The organism is Gordonia sp. J1A (assembly GCF_055393515.1).
In genome coordinates, this window is record NZ_AP041607.1 from 1846616 (window position 1) to 1864084 (window position 17469).

Below are 17469 nucleotides of genomic sequence, written 5' to 3' on the forward strand. Positions count from 1 at the left end.
CCCTTTGGCGGCAGGTGGATTCGGTCAGTCGTCGGCGCCCTTCGTCGGTGCGGACTTCTTGGCGGCGGTCTTCTTCGCCGGAGCGGACTTCTTGGCCGCCGTCGTCTTCTTGGCAGCAGCGGTCTTCTTGGCTGTCGTCTTCTTCGCCGGTGCCGTCTTCTCGGCCGCGGCGCTCGTGGCCGTCGTACCCGCGCCGGCGGTCTTCGCCGGAACCGTCTTCTTGGCCGCGGTCTTCTTCGCGGGGGTCTTCTTCGCGGCGGCGGTCTTCTTCGCCGGCGTCGTCTTCTTCGCGGCGGCCTTCGTGGCGGCCGTCTTCTTCGCGGCCGTGGTCTTCGTGGCCGTCGTCTTCTTGGCCGTCGTCTTCTTCGCCGCGGTGGTCTTCTTCGCCGCAGCGGTGGACTTAGCCGGTGCGGCCTTCTTGGCGGTTCCGGAACCGGCGGCCGGTGTCGCCGACGCGCGCTTCACCGCGGGCTGCCCCGACTTGAGCTTCTGCTTGCCGGAGACGATCGCCTTGAACTGTGCACCCGGCCGGAAGGCCGGGATCGACGTGGCCTTCACCTTCACCGTTTCTCCGGTGCGGGGATTGCGTGCCACGCGTGCTGCACGACGGCGCTTCTCGAAGACGCCGAAACCGGTGATCGTGACGCTCTCACCCTTGTTCACGGCGCGAACGATGGTGTCGATCGCCTGCTCGACGAAGTTGGTGGCTGTCTTCCTGTCCGCATCGAGTCTTTTGGTGAGTTCCTCGATGAGTTCTGCCTTGTTCATCCGTACCTCCGCAGGATTCACACTGGCCGGGCGTGCCAGCTAATCCACACGGTAAACGGATCGTGGCGCAAAATAAGCCAACCAGCGCAAATTCACATGAGAAGTTCGGCCGCAGAACGCAAGCCTCACGGCGAGCGTCGAAATCGATTCTCGCCGTGAGGCTTCAGCGCCCGCGATCGCAGGTCAGGGCAGGGTGGTCGGCTTGAACGACGGACGCCGCGACTCGTACTCGGCGATCGCATCCGTCTGGCGGAGGGTCAGCCCGATGTCGTCGAGTCCCTCCATCAGGCGCCAGCGCGTGTAATCGTCGATCTGCAGCGGCACCACGAGATCGCCCGCGGTGACGGTCTTGTCCTCCAGACTGACCGTCAGCTCCAGTCCCGGCTCGGCCTCGAGCCGCTTCCACAGCAGCTCGACGTCGGACTGGGCCACCTGTGCGGCCACCAGCCCGGCCTTGCCGGAATTGCCGCGGAAGATATCGGCGAAGCGCGACGAGATGACGACGCGGAAGCCGAAGTCCATGAGTGCCCAGACGGCGTGCTCACGCGAGGAGCCGGTGCCGAAATCCGGTCCGGCGACGAGCACCGACCCCTTGCTCCAGGGCTCGTTGTTGAGAATGAAGTCGGGGTCGCCGCGCCACCCGACGAACAGGCCGTCCTCGAATCCGGTGCGTGTGACGCGCTTGAGGTAGACGGCGGGGATGATCTGATCGGTGTCGACGTTGCTGCGCTGCAACGGAACTCCGACACCGGTGTGGGTGATGAACGGTTCCATCGTGTTTGACTCCTAGTCAGGCCTTGGAGAGGCTCGGTCAGTCCAGATCGGCGGGGGCGGCGAGCGTGCCGCGCACGGCGGTCGCGGCGGCGACCGCCGGCGACACCAGATGCGTGCGGCCGCCCTTGCCCTGGCGACCCTCGAAGTTGCGGTTCGACGTCGACGCGCAGCGCTCGCCCGGCGAGAGCTGGTCCGGGTTCATTCCCAGGCACATCGAGCAACCCGCCATCCGCCATTCGGCGCCGGCTGCCTCGAAGATCTCGCCGAGTCCCTCCGCGTCGGCCTGCGCACGGACCTTCATGGAACCGGGCACCACCAGCATCCGCATTCCGTCAGCCACCTTGCGGCCCTTGAGGACCTCCGCGACCGCCCGCAGATCTTCGATGCGTCCGTTGGTGCATGAGCCGACGAAGACGGTGTCGACCTTGACTTCGCGCAGCGGCATGCCGGGCGTCAAGTCCATGTACTCGAGCGCCCGAGCGGCCGCCTGCGCCTCGGTCTCGTCGGTGATGTCGGCCGGATCCGGCACGTTCGCCCCCAACGGCAGACCCTGGCCGGGGTTGGTCCCCCAGGTGACGAAGGGCGTCAAGGCGGAGGCGTCGATGTGGACCTCGCGGTCGAAGACCGCACCCTCGTCGGTCCGCAGCGAGTTCCAGTACTCCACGGCCGCATCCCAGTCGTCGCCGGTCGGTGCATGCGGACGGCCCTTGAGGAACTCGTAGGTCACCTCGTCCGGCGCGATCATGCCGGCCCGGGCACCCGCCTCGATCGACATGTTGCAGATCGTCATCCGGGCCTCCATCGAGAGCTTCTCGATCGCCGGACCGCGGTACTCCAGCACGTGTCCCTGTCCGCCGCCGGTGCCGATCTCCGCGATCACGGCCAGGATCAGGTCCTTGCTCGTGACGCCGGGCGGCAGTTCGCCGTCGACGGTGATCGCCATCGTCTTGAACGGCCGCAGCGACAGCGTCTGGGTGGCCATCACATGCTCCACCTCGGAGGTGCCGATCCCCATCGCCAGCGCGCCGAAGGCGCCGTGAGTGGAGGTGTGGCTGTCGCCGCAGACGACGGTCATGCCGGGCTGGGTCAGTCCCAGCTGGGGACCGACGACGTGCACGATGCCCTGTTCCGCGTCGCCCATCGGGTAGAGGCGGACGCCGAACTCCTCGCAATTCTTGCGCAGCGTCTCCACCTGCAGGGCCGAGACCTGATCGGCGATCGGGCTGAAGATGTCGACGGTCGGGACGTTGTGGTCCTCGGTGGCGATGGTGAGGTCCGGTCGACGCAGCTTCCGGCCGGCCATCCGGAGGCCGTCGAAGGCCTGCGGACTGGTCACCTCGTGCACGAGGTGCAGGTCGATGTAGATCAGGTCGGGGTTGGTGTTGCCGCTCGCATCGGCCTCTCCCGGAACGACGACGTGGTCGTCCCAGACCTTCTCGGCCAGCGTGCGCGGATTTCCGGCGCTCTGCGTCATGAGCTCACTCGCATCTTCTAGTAGTTCCGCTTCGAGTCGGGAGACGCGACCGGGAGGTCCGGGCTGTGGACCACCTCGGCCGGGCCTGCGCCCCTCGACTTTCAATCTCAGTATTTGGACGGTTAATATCGTCCTATGGGAAAGGATAGCGGAATCGGCGTGCTGGACAAATCCGTGATGATTCTGCACACGGTGTCGGAGCAGCCGTGCAACTTGGGCGAGCTGTGCGACGCGACCGGGCTGCCCCGGGCCACCGCCCACCGGCTGGCCGTCGGGCTCGAAGTGCACCAGTTGGTCGCGCGCGACGACAGCGGCCGGTGGATTCCCGGTCCCACTCTCGGCAGGCTCGCCGCGACCGCCCGCGATACCGTCCGCGAAGCCGCCCTGATGGTGCTCCCCCGCCTGCAGGAGTCCACAGGCGAGTCGGTGCAGCTCTATCGCCGAGAGGGCGCCGATCGCGTCTGCATCGCGGCCGTGGAGCCGCCGACCGGTCTGCGCGACACCGTTCCGGAGGGCACGCGGCTGCCGATGTCCGCGGGCTCGGCGGCCAAGGTGCTCGCCGCCTGGTCCGATCCCGACACTCTCCGCAGTCTCCTCGCCGACGCCGTCTACTCCGAGCGGACGCTCGCCGAGATCCGCAGGCGAGGATGGGCGCAGAGCGTCGCCGAACGCGCTGCGGGCGTGGCGAGCATCTCCGCACCCGTGCGCGACGCCTCCGGCGCCGTCGTGGCCGCGGTGTCGGTGTCCGGACCCGTCGACCGGATGGGCCGCCGTCCCGGCGACCGGCTGGCCACCGATCTGGTGGCGGCCGCCGACGCCATCAGCGCGAAACTCAAGACACCGGCACAGATCTGAGTCGACCGCGGCAGCCCGACGGGCGAGACGATAACGTCGGATCATGGGAATCAACCAACGCGCGGCGATCGTCATGAGCGACGACGAGATCGAGGAATTCATCAACCGCCACCGGGTCGCCACTCTCGGAACGCACGGCAAGGACGCGATCCACCTCACCGCCATGTGGTACGGCGTGATCGACGGCGAGATCTGGTTCGAGACCAAGGCGAAGTCGCAGAAGGTGGTCAATCTCCGCCGCGACCCGCACGCGACGGTCCTGATCGAGGACGGCGACACCTACGACACTCTGCGCGGCGTCAGCATCGAAGGCACGGTCGAGGTCTACGACGACGCCGAGAGCTGCCTCAAGGTCGGCATCAGCGTGTGGGAGCGGTACACCGGGCCGTACAGCGACGACCTCCAGCCCGCCGTCGAAGCGATGATGAACAAGAGGGTCGCGGTGCGCCTGGTGCCGTCAAGGATCCGCTCGTGGGACCACCGGAAGCTGAACCTCCCGTCGATGCCCGTGGCGGGGTCGACGGCTCAGTGGCTCGACGACTGAGACTCGCGTTCCCCGGCCGCGTGCTGATGGACTCTGAGTTCGTGGTCGAGCGCTCCGTCGAGGCACCGGTCGAGGGTGGCGTGTGCATTCTGCGTACCGACCGCACGCATCGTCCCCAGCAGTGAGGCCGCCCAGGACGCCTCGTCCTGGTCGGCAGGCACCCATCCCGGGCCGCGCCTGCGGTCCACCTCTTCCCGTGCGGAGACCATCAGGATCTCGGCGGCCTCGGCGACCTTCTCGGCGAACCGACGGTGCACGTCGGCCAGCACCGTCAGTCGCATTCCCTGTTCGACGAGCCGCGCGAGATTGCGGAGGCTCCGAGGATCGCCGGTCTCATACGCCGCGCCGTCGGCGGTCTCCTCCAGCAGGCCCGCGCCGAGCAACGCCTGCACGTCTGCGTCGTCGACGGTTCCGAACAGACGCTCGAGCGCCGGGTGGTCGAACACGGTCCGTTCCGTACTCGCCCACGGCTCGTCGAGGATCTCGGTCAGCTCCAGAGCCTCGCCGACGAGTGCCCGCGGATTCGTCAGGAAGGTCGCGATGTGCTTGAGCGTGAACCCGTTGCGCAGCAGTTTGTCGATCGCGCGGAGTCTGCTCAGGTGCTTCTCCGTGTAGATCGCCACCCTTCCTCGACGCACCGGGCGCGGCAGGAGGCCGTGCTCTTGATAGCCGCGGATGTTGCGGGTGGTGACCCCGGATATGCGAGCGAGGTCGTCGATCCGGTACTCGGTCATGCGCAGATGTTATCCGGCACCCACGGGTCGCCTCCGACCCCGCAGACCGGGATCGACCGCACGGGCGGCATCGGAGCCTCCCCCGCGGCCGCCCGCCATCTCGGCATCGGCGCCCCGCCCCGACGCGTGCACCAGGATTCGGTAGTCGCGTAGATCCACCCTGCGGAGCTGACGGACGTACTGGGTCGCGAATCCCGGATACATCGTCGCGTTGAAGCCGTCATCGGTGAGATACCAGCTCCGACAACCGGAGTTCCACGTGGTGGCGCCCAGCCGCCGCTGAATGTCGTCGTTGTAGGCCCGCTGGACGTCGGCCCGGACGTCGAGTGCCTTCCAGTCGGCCGCCAGCAGTCGCCCGATGGCGTCGGTGATGTATTCGATCTGGGCCTCCATGTACACCAACGCGGAGTTGTGGCCCGGGCCGGAGTTGGGTCCGAACGTGAAGAACAGATTGGGGTACCCCGACACCGCGACGCTGCGGTACGCGTACGCACCGCCTCGCCATTCGTCGGCGAGGACCCGTCCGTCCAGACCCGTCACCGGTATCGGCGTGCCCGCCTTCGCCACGTCGAACCCGGTCGCGAAGACGATGCAGTCGGCCTGGTGCTCGATACCCTCGACCGTCCGGATCCCCTGGGGTGCGATCCGGGCGATCGGCCAGGTGACCAGCTTGCAATTGTCCTGCTGAAGCGCCGAATAGTAGTCGGTGGTCATCAACAGCCGCTTGCAGCCGGCTGCGAAGTCCGGGGTGAGTTGGCGCCGGAGCCACGGGTCGGACACCTGCGACCGCAGGTACAGCTTGCTCGCCGCTTCCAACGCGCGGGTGAGCGGAGTGTTCCAGACCACGCCGAGCGCGATGGATTCGTGTCCCCAGAACCATGCCGAACGGACCAGCTTCTGGGCTCCGGGAATCGATCGGTATGCGGTCTTGGTCAGCCTGCCGGTCTTGACGTCGACGCGCGGCAGAACCCAGCCGGGGGTCCGCTGGAAGACCTTCACCGAAGCCGCCTGTTTCACCAACTCGGGCACGATCTGGACGGCGCTGGCCCCGGTGCCCACCACCGCCACCCGTTTGCCGGTGAAGTCGTAGTCGTGGTCCCATCGGGCACTGTGGATCCGATGACCTTCGTAGTCGTCTATTCCGCGGATGTCCGGGAACGAGGGATTGGCGAGCGGGCCGGACGCCAGGATCACCGACCGCGCCCGAACAGGTGCGCGGTGCTCGAAGGAGATCGTCCATTCACCCGAGGCCGCGTCATAGTCCAGGCCGCAGACGGTGTGCTCGAACCGGATGTGTTCGCGCACTCGGGCGGCGTCGGCCATCTCTTCGATGTAGTCGAGGATCTCGCGGCTGCCGGAATAGGTGTGCGACCACTCCGGATTGGGAGCGAAGCTGTACGAGTACAGCTGGGACGGAATATCGCACGCGGCACCGGGATAGGTGTTGTCGCGCCACGTCCCGCCGATCGCGGTGTCCCGTTCGAACACGACGAAGTCGTCGATGCCCTTGTCTTTGAGTCTGATCGCGGCGCCGATACCGGCGAATCCGGCTCCGATGACGGCCACTGAGAGTGTCATGGTGGTCTCCCGTCAGGCCGTGGGCTCGTAGGTCAACTCCCGCGACCACGTCGGTGTTCGCCTCACCAGCGACACGGGAATCCAGTTCGTCACCGTCACCAGCGAATCGGCGACCGCGTGATAGGCGACGTTGTCACGATTGGTCACCAGAGCGCCGTGTGTGGCGACGAAACGGAACATCGGCAGTCTGCGGGTGTACTCGCTGCGCCGCCCGACCGAGCGGTAGCGCTTCATCGCGCTGTAGAGACGTTGCTCGTCGACGCCCATCGCGACGATGTTGTCGCGCATCTTGTTCAGCAGCGGAAGGTATGTCAGCAGTCCGATGAGCAGAGAGGGCTGCGCCCATCCGCCGACGAAGTCGATCGTGCGCCGACGCAGACTGGCGTGGCCCAACATGTCCATCACCTCGAAATCCACTGCCAGGTGGCGTGATTCGTCGGAGTTGATCCGCTTGAACACCTCCTGCGCCACCGGGTCCTTCACCTCGTCGGTGATGAACTTGATGAGCGCACCGTCGAGCGCCACCTCCAGCATCGGAATCACCGTGCCCAGGAACGACAGCGACAGTCCGTCGGAGTAACGATCGAGCCAGTTGATCACCAGCTGAACGTTCACGTTGGGCGACGGGATCTCATCGTCGTCGAGCATCCCCCAGCGCCGCATCAGCGCCAGCTCGGCGTTCGCGTGCTTCTGTTCCTCCGCGTGGAAGTGCTCGTAGATGCTCTTGAGGGTGGCGTCGGGAGCCTTCTTCGCCATCGCCGCGAATCCGCGCGCACCGACGTTCTCGATCCACATCAGATCGGAGATGAACGGCTTGAGCTTCGCATGCAGTTCCGGCTCGATCAGTTCGGCGCCCGGTGCGTCCCAGTCGATGTCGGCGAGCGCCCACTGCCGGTCTTTGATCTTCTGGAGCATGCTGTCGAAGTCCATGGCCATGGCCGGTCCTTTCGTTGGATGCGATGAGACTGTCGGTCAGGCGGCCGGCAGGAAGCGGCCCAGCACGCCGAGACCGCGGGCGTACGGGACGGGGAGAAAACGCTTGAGACGCCAGATCACGTTGGCGTCGAGTTGCGGGAGCACGTACAGCCGTCCGAGATCATGGGCGTCCAGGGTCATGGCGGCGACGGACTGCGGCGAGGTTCCGGTCAGTTCCATCAGCCGGCCGGCCAGATTCTGTCCGGCCTCGGTGATCCGGCCGTCCCGCGCGACATTGGTCTTGACGAACGTCGGGCAGAGCACCGTGACTCCGACGCCCGACCCCGCGAGCTCGGCTGCGAGGGTCTCCGACAGCGACATGACGCCGGCTTTGGAGACGTTGTACGGCCCCATCGACGGTGCCGCGGCGAACCCCGCCGCGGACGCGACGTTGATGATTCCGCCGCGGCCGGCCGCGCGGAGCATGGGGGCGAAGAGTTCGCATCCGTGGATCACGCCCCAGAGATTGATTCCCAGCGCCCAGTCCCAGTCGTCGAGGCCCACCTGCCCCACCGGTTCGCCGCCGATTCCGACTCCGGCGTTGTTGACGACGAGTGTCGGCGCCCCGGAGAAGACATCGCAGACGACGGTCACCAGCGCCTCGACATCGGCCCGATCGGCCACATCGCATCGGACCGCGTGGGCGCTGCGGCCGGTCTCGGCGGCGATGAGCGCGACGGTCTCGGCGGCGCGCTCGGCGTCGATGTCGGCACAGACCACATCACCGCCCCGGCGGGCGAGTTCGAGTGCGAAGGCCCTCCCGATCCCGCTGCCCGCACCGGTGACGACCGCGTCGGCACCGACTGAGCGCGGGTCGCGGACCAGACGATGAAGAAGCCGGTCGACGCCGTACATCAGTGCGCCCCCGTCGCGCTGTCGAGGCTCCCCGAGCGCCGACCGGTGATTCCAGACACCGGATCCGGACCTGAGTGATTCGCGCAACTTCCCATCTCTGAACAACATCACCCACTGCGCCAGTTGTCAATGGCACAGTGAAGGATGGTGTATCGAGGACGCCGAAAGAGAAGACCCCCGGCCATGAATTCCACTTCATGACCGGGGGTCTTCTTCTGTAGCCCCGACGGGATTCGAACCCGCGCTACCGCCTTGAGAGGGCGGCGTCCTAGGCCGCTAGACGACGGGGCCCTAGAACAACTCTGTTGAATTGTGAGGCACACAGAATAACATCCGTGTACTTCGCTGGGGTACCAGGACTCGAACCTAGAATGGCTGAACCAGAATCAGCTGTGTTGCCAATTACACCATACCCCAAGGGTTTGAACCGGAATCCGTTGGGCTTGGCGCTGCCGTTCCGCTTTCCGGGCCGGGAAGAACAATACCAACACCACCCACCCTAAACACAAATCGGCTGGTCAGGGGCCCGTTCAGGGCGCCCGACCAGCCGAGGTGATCAGAGCGAAGCCGACAGTTCGCGCGCCTGGCGGAGTCGAGCCAGCGACTTCTCTCGCCCCAGCAACTCCATCGATTCGTACAGCGGCGGGCTCACCGCGGCACCGGTGACACCGACGCGCACGGGCCCGAAGGCCTTGCGCGGCTTGAGCTCCAGACCGTCGACGAGAGCCTCCTTGAGAGCCGACTCGAGGGCCGCGGTCTCCCAGAGATCTACCGCCTCGCACGCCGCGATCGCCGCGTCGAGCACGCCGGTGGCCTCCCCGCCGAGGTTCTTCTTCACAGATTTCTCGTCGTAGGTGAAGTCGTCGTCGGACACGAACAGGAATTTGATGAGATCCCACGCGTCGCCGAGCACTTGAATGCGCGTCTGGACGAGGTCGGCGATCACCGCCCACCGGCCGGCGTCGACCGGCCCGGACAACCGGCCCCCGTCGATCAGGAACTTCTGCAGTCGGTCGGCGAAGTCGGCGGAGTCGAGCCGGCGGATGTGCTCGGCATTGATGGAGTCGGCCTTCTTCTGGTCGAAGCGAGCGGGATTCGAATTCACGTTGCGGACGTCGAATGCCTCGACCATCTCGTCGAGCGTGAAGATGTCGTGGTCGGCGGAGATTCCCCACCCCAGCAGGGCCAGGTAGTTGAGCAGACCCTCGGGGATGAATCCCCGATCACGGTGGTGGAACAGACTCGACTCGGGGTCGCGCTTGGAGAGCTTCTTGTTGCCCTCACCCATGACGAAGGGCAGGTGGCCGAACTCGGGAACGCGGTCGGCCACGCCGAGCCTCATCAGTGCGCGGTACAGCGCGATCTGCCGGGGCGTCGACGGAAGGAGGTCTTCGCCGCGCAGGACGTGCGTGATCTTCATCATCGCGTCGTCCACCGGGTTCACCAGTGTGTACAGCGGATCGCCGATCTCGTCGTCCCCGCGGGCGGCGCGAGTGAGCGCGAAGTCGGGCACCGTCCCCGCCTTGATCGTGGTGGTGCCGCGAACCAGGTCGTCCCACGTCAGGTCCTCGTCGGGCATCCGCAGCCGGATCACCGGCTTGCGGCCCTGCGCACGGAACTCCGCGCGCTGCGCGTCGGTGAGATCACGGTCGAAGTTGTCGTAGCCGAGCTTGGGGTCGCGTCCGGCCGCCTTGTGCCGCGCCTCCACCTCCTCGTTGGTGGAGTAGGCCTCGTACGCCTCCCCCGCCTCGAGCAGCCGGGCGACCACATCGCGGTGAATCTGCTTACGCTCCGACTGCCGGTACGGTCCGTAGGGGCCGCCGACCTCGGGTCCCTCGTCCCACTCCAATCCGAGCCAGCGCAGGGCGTCGAGGATGGCGTCGTACGACTCCTGGCTGTCACGCGCCGCGTCGGTGTCCTCGATCCGGAAGACGAAGGTGCCGCCGACGTGACGCGCCTGAGCGAAGTTGAACAGCGCGGTCCGGGCGAGTCCGACGTGCGGAGTTCCGGTTGGGGAGGGACAGAAGCGGACGCGGACGTTCTCGGCACTGGTCATGGCCGTAATGGTAGTCAGTCCGTTGCGAACAGTCGTTCCCAGTTCTCCCTGCTCGTGAGCTGCGGCACTGCTTCGCGCCAGGCGCGCTGCAGTTCCGGGGCCTGCCGCCGCAGTCGCCAGCACAGCGTGGCGAGCTCCCTGCCCTGCGCCACACTGGTCGCGCGATCGTATGTGCGAACCCGCACGCCGGTCTGCGAGGCGTCGGTGACCACCGCTGAGGTGAACCGTCCGACGTGCCACCAGGCTCCGTCGTCGGCGCCTATCGCCACCCGCCCGGGCGCCCGCCGACCGAGCAACTGCTGCGCGGCGCGCTTCACCAGCACCCGCCGTTCCCACTTCTTCGCGGGCGCCGGCGGCCGCGGGATCACCGGCAGGTCCGCGATCTCAGACGCGGGCCGCAGCCTGGTGTCGTCGTACTCGCTACGCAGCGCGTTGATCTCGGCGAGCTTGGCTCGGCCGCCGTCGGCGAGCACGTACGGCCCGGCGAGAAAGTCACGGACCGCCCGCAGTTCGATCGCCGCCTGCCCGTACTTGAGGCCGACGATCAACTCGCCGATGTGCTCCGCGACGGTCGCGGAGATCGTCTTGCCGTCGAACCGCGAATGGATGGCCGCCGAGATCAGTACATTGCGCTGACCGAAGTACGACGACCAGTCGTCGACGTCTTTGAGATGGAAGTCGGCGTGCCAGACGCCGGCGTTGGGCAGCGTGACCGTGGGAAAGCCCGCTCGACGGCACCGTACGCCGTACTCGATGTCGTCCCACTTGATGAAGTACGGCATCGGCAGACCCACCGCGTCGATCGCCTCCCGCGGGATCAGGCACGACCACCAGGCGTTGTACCCGGCGATCACACGCACGTCCTGCCGGAACTCGAGCGCGTCGACACCGCGGCGGGCGTTGGGCGGCGGGTCGGCACACGTCAGGTGATCGAGATCGTCGGTCTCCGCCGTCATGTGGATGCGCGTCGTCTCCGACAGCAGCAGCATCTGCGCACCGACCAGCATCGGTTCCCGCGCGAATCGCGCGAACGAGGTCATCCGCAGGATCGACTCCGACTCGCAGAGGATGTCGTCGTCCATCACCAGCACGTCGGTCAGCGGTCGGCCGGCCGCGGTCGCCTCGTAGATTCCCCGCGAGAAACCGCCGCTGCCACCGAGATTGGCCTGGTTGAGATAGTCGAGCCGGCTGCCGAGTCCGGCCCTCAGATCGTCGAAGCCCGCGGCGTCGGCGACCCGGCGTGTGCCCTGGTCGACGAGGTGAACCGTCTCGACGCGCTCGGCGAGATCGGCGTCACGAGCGACGGCGCCGACCGTGGCGACAGCGTCGTCGGGACGGTTGAACGTGCAGATCACCACACTGACCCGGCGGTCGCGGACCGGCTCGACCGCCGTAGTCCACCGGGCGTTCCACACGCGCGCTCGGCCACCGACGACCGCGAGGTCGAACCACGCGGCACCGCCGTCGAGGTAGCGATCGATCTGTACCTCCACCACGGCGCGGCCCGCACCGGTGAGACCGACCACGGTCAGCGGCCGTATCCGCCCGCTGATGTCGGAGGCACGGGTGGCGACGGTGAGTTCGGCGCCGTCGTCGCATGAGTAGTCGAACTCGACGGCGACCGTCCCGACGTCGGTGTACCGCTGCCAGTACGCGGCGGCGAACCGACCGAAGTAGGTGTCGGTGCTCAGCCGAGAACCGTCGGACAGGACCGCACAGTCACGCTCCACCCGGACCGGTGTTCCGCCTGCATCGGCGTACAGGGCGGGGTCGACGCGAGCGGTGTCACTCGCGAAGAAGGTCCGCTGGAGAAGGTGGCCGGTCCCACCCGGCTGACTGTGGGGCATGAGCGACTCCCTGTGCACGCACCGATCCCGCCATCATCTGTGGCGGCTGAGGAACTCGAGGATAAGCGAATTCACCTCGTCGGGCTGCTCGATGTATCCGTAGTGACCGGCTCGCGCCACCTCACGGTACTCGGCGTCCGGAATCGCCTCGGATACCTCTTTGGCCAGGTAGGCCGGAAGCGTCCGGTCGTCGGCGAACCCCACGACGAGGCACGGCGCCGCGATGTCGCGGTACGCGGAAAGGCGGTTCTGCTCGCGGTCGTGCAACGCGAGCTGGGCGCGGACGCCGGGCGCGCGCGTCTGGCCGCTGAAGCCGATGATGTCGAGCCAGTCGCGCGCCGAGCGGTCGTCGGCGAGCGTGTGCGGCGAGAGATTCATATGTGCCGTGAGCGCGGCGTGGTACGAATCGGGCAGTGTGATGTTCTTGTCGAACAGTTCCCGCTCCCCCGCCGAGAAGGCCTCGAGCATCGGGGTCGGACGCCCGTAGGTGGCGAGCATCACCGCCGCAGTCACCAGATCCGGCCGGGCGAGCGCCAGTTCCTGGGCGATCCGAGCGCCCAGCGACGTCCCGACCACCCGCGCGGGACCGCCCAGATGCTCGATCAGGGCGGCGGTGTCGGCGACCATGTCGGCGAGCGAGAAGCCCTCGGCACATTCGCTGGAGGGCGCGATACCCCGGTTGTCGAAGGTGACGACGCGGTAGCCCGCCTTGAGGAGTGCCGGCTGCTGGTGCGCATGCCACACGCGTCCGGGACTCCCAGTACCCATCACCATGACCACCAGAGGCCCCGACCCGGCATCGGTGTACGACACATTGATCCCGTTGACGCGCACTGTCTGAGGCCGTGCCGGCGCGGGCCGGGTCACTTGTCGACCACCGGGTTGCTCAGCGTCCCGATACCCTCCACGGAGACCGAGACGCGCTGACCGGCGGTCATCGGCCCGATCCCCTCCGGGGTGCCCGTGAGAATGACGTCGCCCGGCAGCAGCGTCATCACACGCGACACCCATTCGACGATCTCTCCGACACTGTGCAGCATCAGCGAGGTCCGGCTCGACTGCTTCACCTCACCGTCGAGCTCGGTCTTGATCTGGACGTCGGAGGGGTCGAAGTCGGTGACGATCCACGGCCCCAGCGGACAGAAGGTGTCGTAGCCCTTGCCCCTCGTCCACTGGCCGTCGTGCTGCTGCTGGTCGCGGGCGGTCACATCGTTCGCCACCGTGTAACCGAGGATCACCTCGCCCGCCTTGGCCGCCGGGACGTCTTTGCACGGGCGCCCGATCACGATCGCGAGTTCGCCCTCGTAATCGACGCGCTCGGACGACGGCGGGCGGACGATGGGCGCCTCCGGACCGATGATCGAGGTGTTCGGCTTCATGAAGATGACCGGATCCGCCGGCGCCTCGCCGCCCATCTCGGCTGCGTGCGCAGCGTAGTTCTTGCCGATGGCGATGATCTTGGTCGCGAGGATCGGCGCGAGGATGCGCGTCTGCGACAACTGCCATGAGCGCCCCGTGAACGTGGGCGTTCCGAAGGGATGTTCAGCGATCTCCCGGGCCGTCTCCTGCCCGGGCTCACCTTCGACGGCGACGAAAGCGACGCCGTCAGGACTGGCTACACGACCCAATTTCATAGCCCCAAGGCTAACGCACGAGTCGGACGGTTCTAGAATGTGAAACGGATATATCACTATGTGAGACGCTAGCGCAAAGGCGCAGCGTCTCACCCGATCGACCGGGAGGCCGATGATGCCGGGACGCCCCGAATCCATCTCCGATGTCAGAGCGTGGACGATGCTCGCCTGCTCGCTCCTGGCGGCGATGACTACGACGTGCGCCACATCAGGAGTGGCCTATGTGATTCCGGAACTGCATCGGTCGCAGGGGATGTCGCTCTCGTCGGCGGCCACGCTCGCGGCGATCCCGACGATCGGCCTGACCCTCACGATCATCGTCTGGGGTGCGGCGCTGGACCGCTTCGGCGAGCGCCGAGTCCTGACGGTCTCCCTGCTGATCACTCTGGCCGGAACGATCGGCGCACTGGCCGCCGCGGCGGCGGGCGCGGGCTTCACCGCGCTGGCCGCGGCCCTGCTGGTGGGCGGGCTGGGCGCGGGCGCGGCGAACGGTGCGAGTGGACGGATCGTGGTCGGATGGTTCCCGGCCTCCTCGCGCGGCACCGCGATGGGCATCCGGCAGATGGCGCAGCCACTGGGCATCGCCGTCTGCGCGCTCACCATGCCGGTGCTCGCCGCACGGGCCGGACTGACGGCGGCCTTCGCGGTGCCGGTCGCCGTCACCGCGCTCGGGCTGATCGCCGTGGTCTTCGGGATCATCGACCCCCCGATCGGACGCGGCGCCGGCTCGGCCTCGTCGGCGAATCCGTATCGCGGGGCGACATTTCTGCAGCGGGTCCACGCGGTGAGCGTCCTGCTGGTGATCCCGCAGTCGATGCTGTGGACCTTCGTTCCGGCATGGTTGATCGTCGGGCACGGGTGGTCGCCCCTGAGGGCCGGTGTCCTGGTCACCGCCACACAGGTGGTCGGCGCGCTGGGACGCATCGCAGCCGGCCGGATATCCGACGTCTGGGGATCGAGGATGCGACCGATCCGGGTGATCGCCGTGGCCGCGGGAGCCGGAACCGCGCTGCTGGCGCTGACCGACTGGATCGGTTCTCCGCTGGCCGCGGCGGTGATGGTGGTCGCGACGGTGAGTTCGGTGGCCGACAACGGACTGGCGTTCACGGCGATCGCCGAGTTCGCCGGGCCGTCGTGGAGCGGCCGCGCCCTCGGTGTGCAGAACACCGCCCAGTACGTCACGACCGCGGCGAGCACGCCCGTGCTCGGCGCGCTGATCGAGGCAGCGGGCTACTCGGCCGCCTTCGCCGTCGCAGCGATCGCACCCGTCATCGCGATCCCCCTCGTGCCCCGCGACCGCACTCCCCGGATCAGCGAGACACCAGTGCGTTGAGGACGCCCGCGGCGTCGGCGGCGCCGTCGACCACGACCACCTCGCGACGGTCGTCACCGACCACCAGCAGCGCCTGACCTGACCGCAGCACGAACCCCTTGGCGCCGCGCAGATTCCGCCGACCCGAGACCCGGTAACCCCAGCCGCCGAAGTCACGGAGCGCGTTGACCTCCACGACCTCGGCGCGCCGGATCTCCGAGAGCGGCATGGCGATCACCGGCCAGCCGATCCGACTCGCCGCCCTGAAGCCGTCCTCGGACACGCTCACCTGTATCGAACCGGTCAATGCCAGCCCGACGGCGGCGACCAGCACCGCCACACCGAGCAGATACCAGTTCGCCATCACCACACCCAGCCCGCACAGCACGGCGACGGCCGCTCCGACGGTCACCAGGCCACCCGCGCCCACGGACGCCGTTCCCGTCCAGCTGCGCTGCCCGTCGTGCGCGACCGGCACCTCGCCCACGGGGGCCGTGCGGCCGTATCCGACCGGCCGGACCGGCGTGGCGTAGGCGACGGCGACCGCGAGAACCAAGGCACCGACGCCGCAGACCGCCGTCAGCCAGACCGGTGCCGTCGCCGACGATGCGTCGTCGAGCCCTCGCTGGCGGCCGGTGATCCAGATCGTCACCGCAATCACGAAGGTCGCGGTTCCGGTTCCGATCCCGGTCACGATCCGCGAGGTGACCGGCTCCTTCACCACGAAGGCGCCGACCCCTGCGATCACGGCGCCGACCACGGCGGTCGCCGCCGTGAGCACGATCAACTCGGTGATCGACGAGAATCCGTCGGCGCCGTCGGCGCCGAAGTGCGAGGCCACCCGATCCGGCAGATCCGAGGACCAGATCGCGAGCAGTGCGCACCCGACGACACCCACCAGCAGCACAACCAGCGGTCCGATCGTCCGCCGGGCAGATTCACTCATACTCGTCACGGTAGCCGAGCGATCGCCGGATCCCGGTACCTGACCCGCGAGAGGAACGGCCCCGACGCGCAAGCGCCGGGGCCGTTCGCAGACTGATCGTCGTCAGACGCCGGCGAGGATCCGGTCGCCGACCTCCGAGGTGGAACCGCGGGAGGATCCGCGGGTCGCCACATCGGCCGCGACGGCCTTCTCCACGCGTGCCGCGCCCTCATCGTCGCCCAGGTGGCGGAGCAGCAGTGCCACGGACAGAATGGCCGCGGTGGGGTCCGCGATGTTCTGTCCGGCGATGTCGGGCGCGCTGCCGTGCACCGGCTCGAACATCGACGGGTTGGCGCGAGTGGCGTCGATGTTGCCCGACGCCGCCAGGCCGATGCCGCCGGACACCGCCGCCGCCAGGTCGGTGATGATGTCGCCGAAGAGGTTGTCGGTGACGATCACGTCGAAGCGCCCCGGGTCGGTGACCATGTAGATGGTCGCCGCGTCGACGTGAATGTAGTCCGTCGCGACCTCGGGGAACTCCTTGCCGATCTCCTCGACCGCACGGGTCCACATGCCGCCGGCGAAGGTGAGCACGTTGTTCTTGTGCACCAGCGTCAGCTTCTTGCGCCGGGACTGCGCGCGAGCGAAGGCGTCGCGGATCACGCGCTCGATGCCGAACCGGGTGTTGACACTGACCTCGGTCGCCACCTCGTGCGGTGTGCCCACCCGGATCGCGCCGCCGTTGCCGGTGTACGGCCCCTCGGTGCCTTCGCGGACCACGACGAAATCGATCTTCGGATCGCCTGCGAGCGGCGAGGCGACGCCCTCGTAGAGCACCGACGGCCGCAGGTTGACGTGATGATCGAGAATGAACCGCATCTTCAGCAGGAAGCCGCGTTCCAGCGTGCCCGACGGGACCGACGGGTCACCGATGGCGCCCAGCAGGATCGCATCGTGCTCACGCAGCGAGGCGATGTCCTCGTCGGTGAGCAGTTCACCGGTCGCGTGGTAGCGGCGTGCACCGAAGTCGTATTCGGTGGTCTCGACGTCGGGGTGCAGCTTGCGCAGCACGCGAAGCGCCTGGTCGACCACCTCGGGTCCGATCCCGTCACCGGGGATGACAGCGAGTCTCATCGGC

The 17469-nt window shown here is 67.6% G+C and carries 16 protein-coding genes and 2 tRNA genes; 3 read left to right on the forward strand and 15 right to left on the reverse strand.

What is annotated here, in order from left to right; translation table 11 throughout:
* Nucleotides 1-24: 24 nt before the first annotated feature.
* The 3 genes from ACZ5QD_RS08650 to leuC all read right to left on the reverse strand — a co-directional run bounded on the left by ACZ5QD_RS08650 (nucleotide 25) and on the right by leuC (nucleotide 3016).
* Nucleotides 25-768: an HU family DNA-binding protein gene (locus ACZ5QD_RS08650; RefSeq protein WP_464367224.1), complete on the reverse strand. Its 744-nt coding sequence runs from the start codon at nucleotides 766-768 to the stop codon at nucleotides 25-27.
* A 183-nt stretch (nucleotides 769-951) separates the two neighbouring features.
* Nucleotides 952-1542: a 3-isopropylmalate dehydratase small subunit gene (leuD, locus tag ACZ5QD_RS08655; protein ID WP_464367225.1), complete on the reverse strand. Its 591-nt coding sequence runs from the start codon at nucleotides 1540-1542 to the stop codon at nucleotides 952-954.
* A 37-nt stretch (nucleotides 1543-1579) separates the two neighbouring features.
* A complete protein-coding gene (gene leuC / locus ACZ5QD_RS08660; RefSeq protein WP_006895952.1) occupies nucleotides 1580-3016 on the reverse strand; it encodes a 3-isopropylmalate dehydratase large subunit in 1437 nt (478 codons plus the stop codon).
* A gap of 135 nt (nucleotides 3017-3151) precedes the next feature.
* On the opposite strand from leuC, the gene ACZ5QD_RS08665 reads away from it, so the two are divergent.
* Together ACZ5QD_RS08665 and ACZ5QD_RS08670 are read left to right on the forward strand one after the other, a co-directional pair.
* Nucleotides 3152-3871: an IclR family transcriptional regulator gene (locus ACZ5QD_RS08665; RefSeq protein ID WP_039867175.1), complete on the forward strand. Its 720-nt coding sequence runs from the start codon at nucleotides 3152-3154 to the stop codon at nucleotides 3869-3871.
* 43 nt (nucleotides 3872-3914) lie between these two features.
* On the forward strand, nucleotides 3915-4415 hold the full coding sequence (locus tag ACZ5QD_RS08670) for a pyridoxamine 5'-phosphate oxidase family protein (protein ID WP_006895950.1): 501 nt from the start codon (nucleotides 3915-3917) through the stop codon (nucleotides 4413-4415).
* Here ACZ5QD_RS08670 and ACZ5QD_RS08675 read toward each other — a convergent pair.
* From ACZ5QD_RS08675 to ACZ5QD_RS08720, 10 genes are all read right to left on the reverse strand, one after another.
* Nucleotides 4397-5149: a MerR family transcriptional regulator gene (locus ACZ5QD_RS08675; RefSeq protein WP_045539429.1), complete on the reverse strand. Its 753-nt coding sequence runs from the start codon at nucleotides 5147-5149 to the stop codon at nucleotides 4397-4399. The two genes, ACZ5QD_RS08670 and ACZ5QD_RS08675, sit on opposite strands and share 19 nt — an antisense overlap.
* A 9-nt stretch (nucleotides 5150-5158) precedes the next feature.
* Nucleotides 5159-6727 (reverse strand): flavin-containing monooxygenase, encoded by a 1569-nt coding sequence (locus tag ACZ5QD_RS08680; protein WP_045539428.1) that lies wholly within the window; start codon nucleotides 6725-6727, stop codon nucleotides 5159-5161.
* 12 nt (nucleotides 6728-6739) lie between these two features.
* Nucleotides 6740-7663, reverse strand: coding sequence for a reductase (locus tag ACZ5QD_RS08685; RefSeq protein ID WP_045539425.1), 924 nt, complete (start codon nucleotides 7661-7663; stop codon nucleotides 6740-6742).
* Nucleotides 7664-7699: 36 nt separating this feature from the next.
* Entirely contained in the window at nucleotides 7700-8557 is an 858-nt protein-coding gene (locus ACZ5QD_RS08690; protein WP_197078093.1) for an SDR family NAD(P)-dependent oxidoreductase, read from the reverse strand.
* A 218-nt stretch (nucleotides 8558-8775) separates the two neighbouring features.
* A tRNA-Glu gene (locus ACZ5QD_RS08695) sits at nucleotides 8776-8848 on the reverse strand.
* Nucleotides 8849-8902: 54 nt separating this feature from the next.
* Nucleotides 8903-8974, reverse strand: a tRNA-Gln gene (locus ACZ5QD_RS08700).
* 139 nt (nucleotides 8975-9113) lie between these two features.
* Nucleotides 9114-10613: a glutamate--tRNA ligase gene (gene gltX, locus ACZ5QD_RS08705; protein WP_278124380.1), complete on the reverse strand. Its 1500-nt coding sequence runs from the start codon at nucleotides 10611-10613 to the stop codon at nucleotides 9114-9116.
* Between the two features lie 14 nt (nucleotides 10614-10627).
* Complete coding sequence (locus tag ACZ5QD_RS08710; RefSeq protein ID WP_278124381.1) at nucleotides 10628-12460, reverse strand: glycosyltransferase; 1833 nt, start codon at nucleotides 12458-12460, stop codon at nucleotides 10628-10630.
* Nucleotides 12461-12493: 33 nt separating this feature from the next.
* On the reverse strand, nucleotides 12494-13327 hold the full coding sequence (locus ACZ5QD_RS08715) for an alpha/beta fold hydrolase (RefSeq protein WP_045539419.1): 834 nt from the start codon (nucleotides 13325-13327) through the stop codon (nucleotides 12494-12496).
* Entirely contained in the window at nucleotides 13324-14094 is a 771-nt protein-coding gene (locus tag ACZ5QD_RS08720; RefSeq protein ID WP_062366961.1) for a fumarylacetoacetate hydrolase family protein, read from the reverse strand. Before ACZ5QD_RS08720 ends, ACZ5QD_RS08715 begins: the two co-directional genes overlap by 4 nt.
* 112 nt (nucleotides 14095-14206) lie before the next feature.
* Here ACZ5QD_RS08720 and ACZ5QD_RS08725 point away from each other — a divergent pair, with 112 nt between their 5' ends.
* Entirely contained in the window at nucleotides 14207-15427 is a 1221-nt protein-coding gene (locus ACZ5QD_RS08725; RefSeq protein WP_278124385.1) for an MFS transporter, read from the forward strand.
* Here the strand turns inward: ACZ5QD_RS08725 and ACZ5QD_RS08730 are convergent.
* Complete coding sequence (locus ACZ5QD_RS08730) at nucleotides 15405-16352, reverse strand: hypothetical protein (RefSeq protein WP_062366963.1); 948 nt, start codon at nucleotides 16350-16352, stop codon at nucleotides 15405-15407. The two genes, ACZ5QD_RS08725 and ACZ5QD_RS08730, sit on opposite strands and share 23 nt — an antisense overlap.
* Nucleotides 16353-16454: 102 nt before the next feature.
* Nucleotides 16455-17465 (reverse strand): 3-isopropylmalate dehydrogenase, encoded by a 1011-nt coding sequence (locus ACZ5QD_RS08735; RefSeq protein WP_039867232.1) that lies wholly within the window; start codon nucleotides 17463-17465, stop codon nucleotides 16455-16457.
* Nucleotides 17466-17469: the final 4 nt, after the last annotated feature.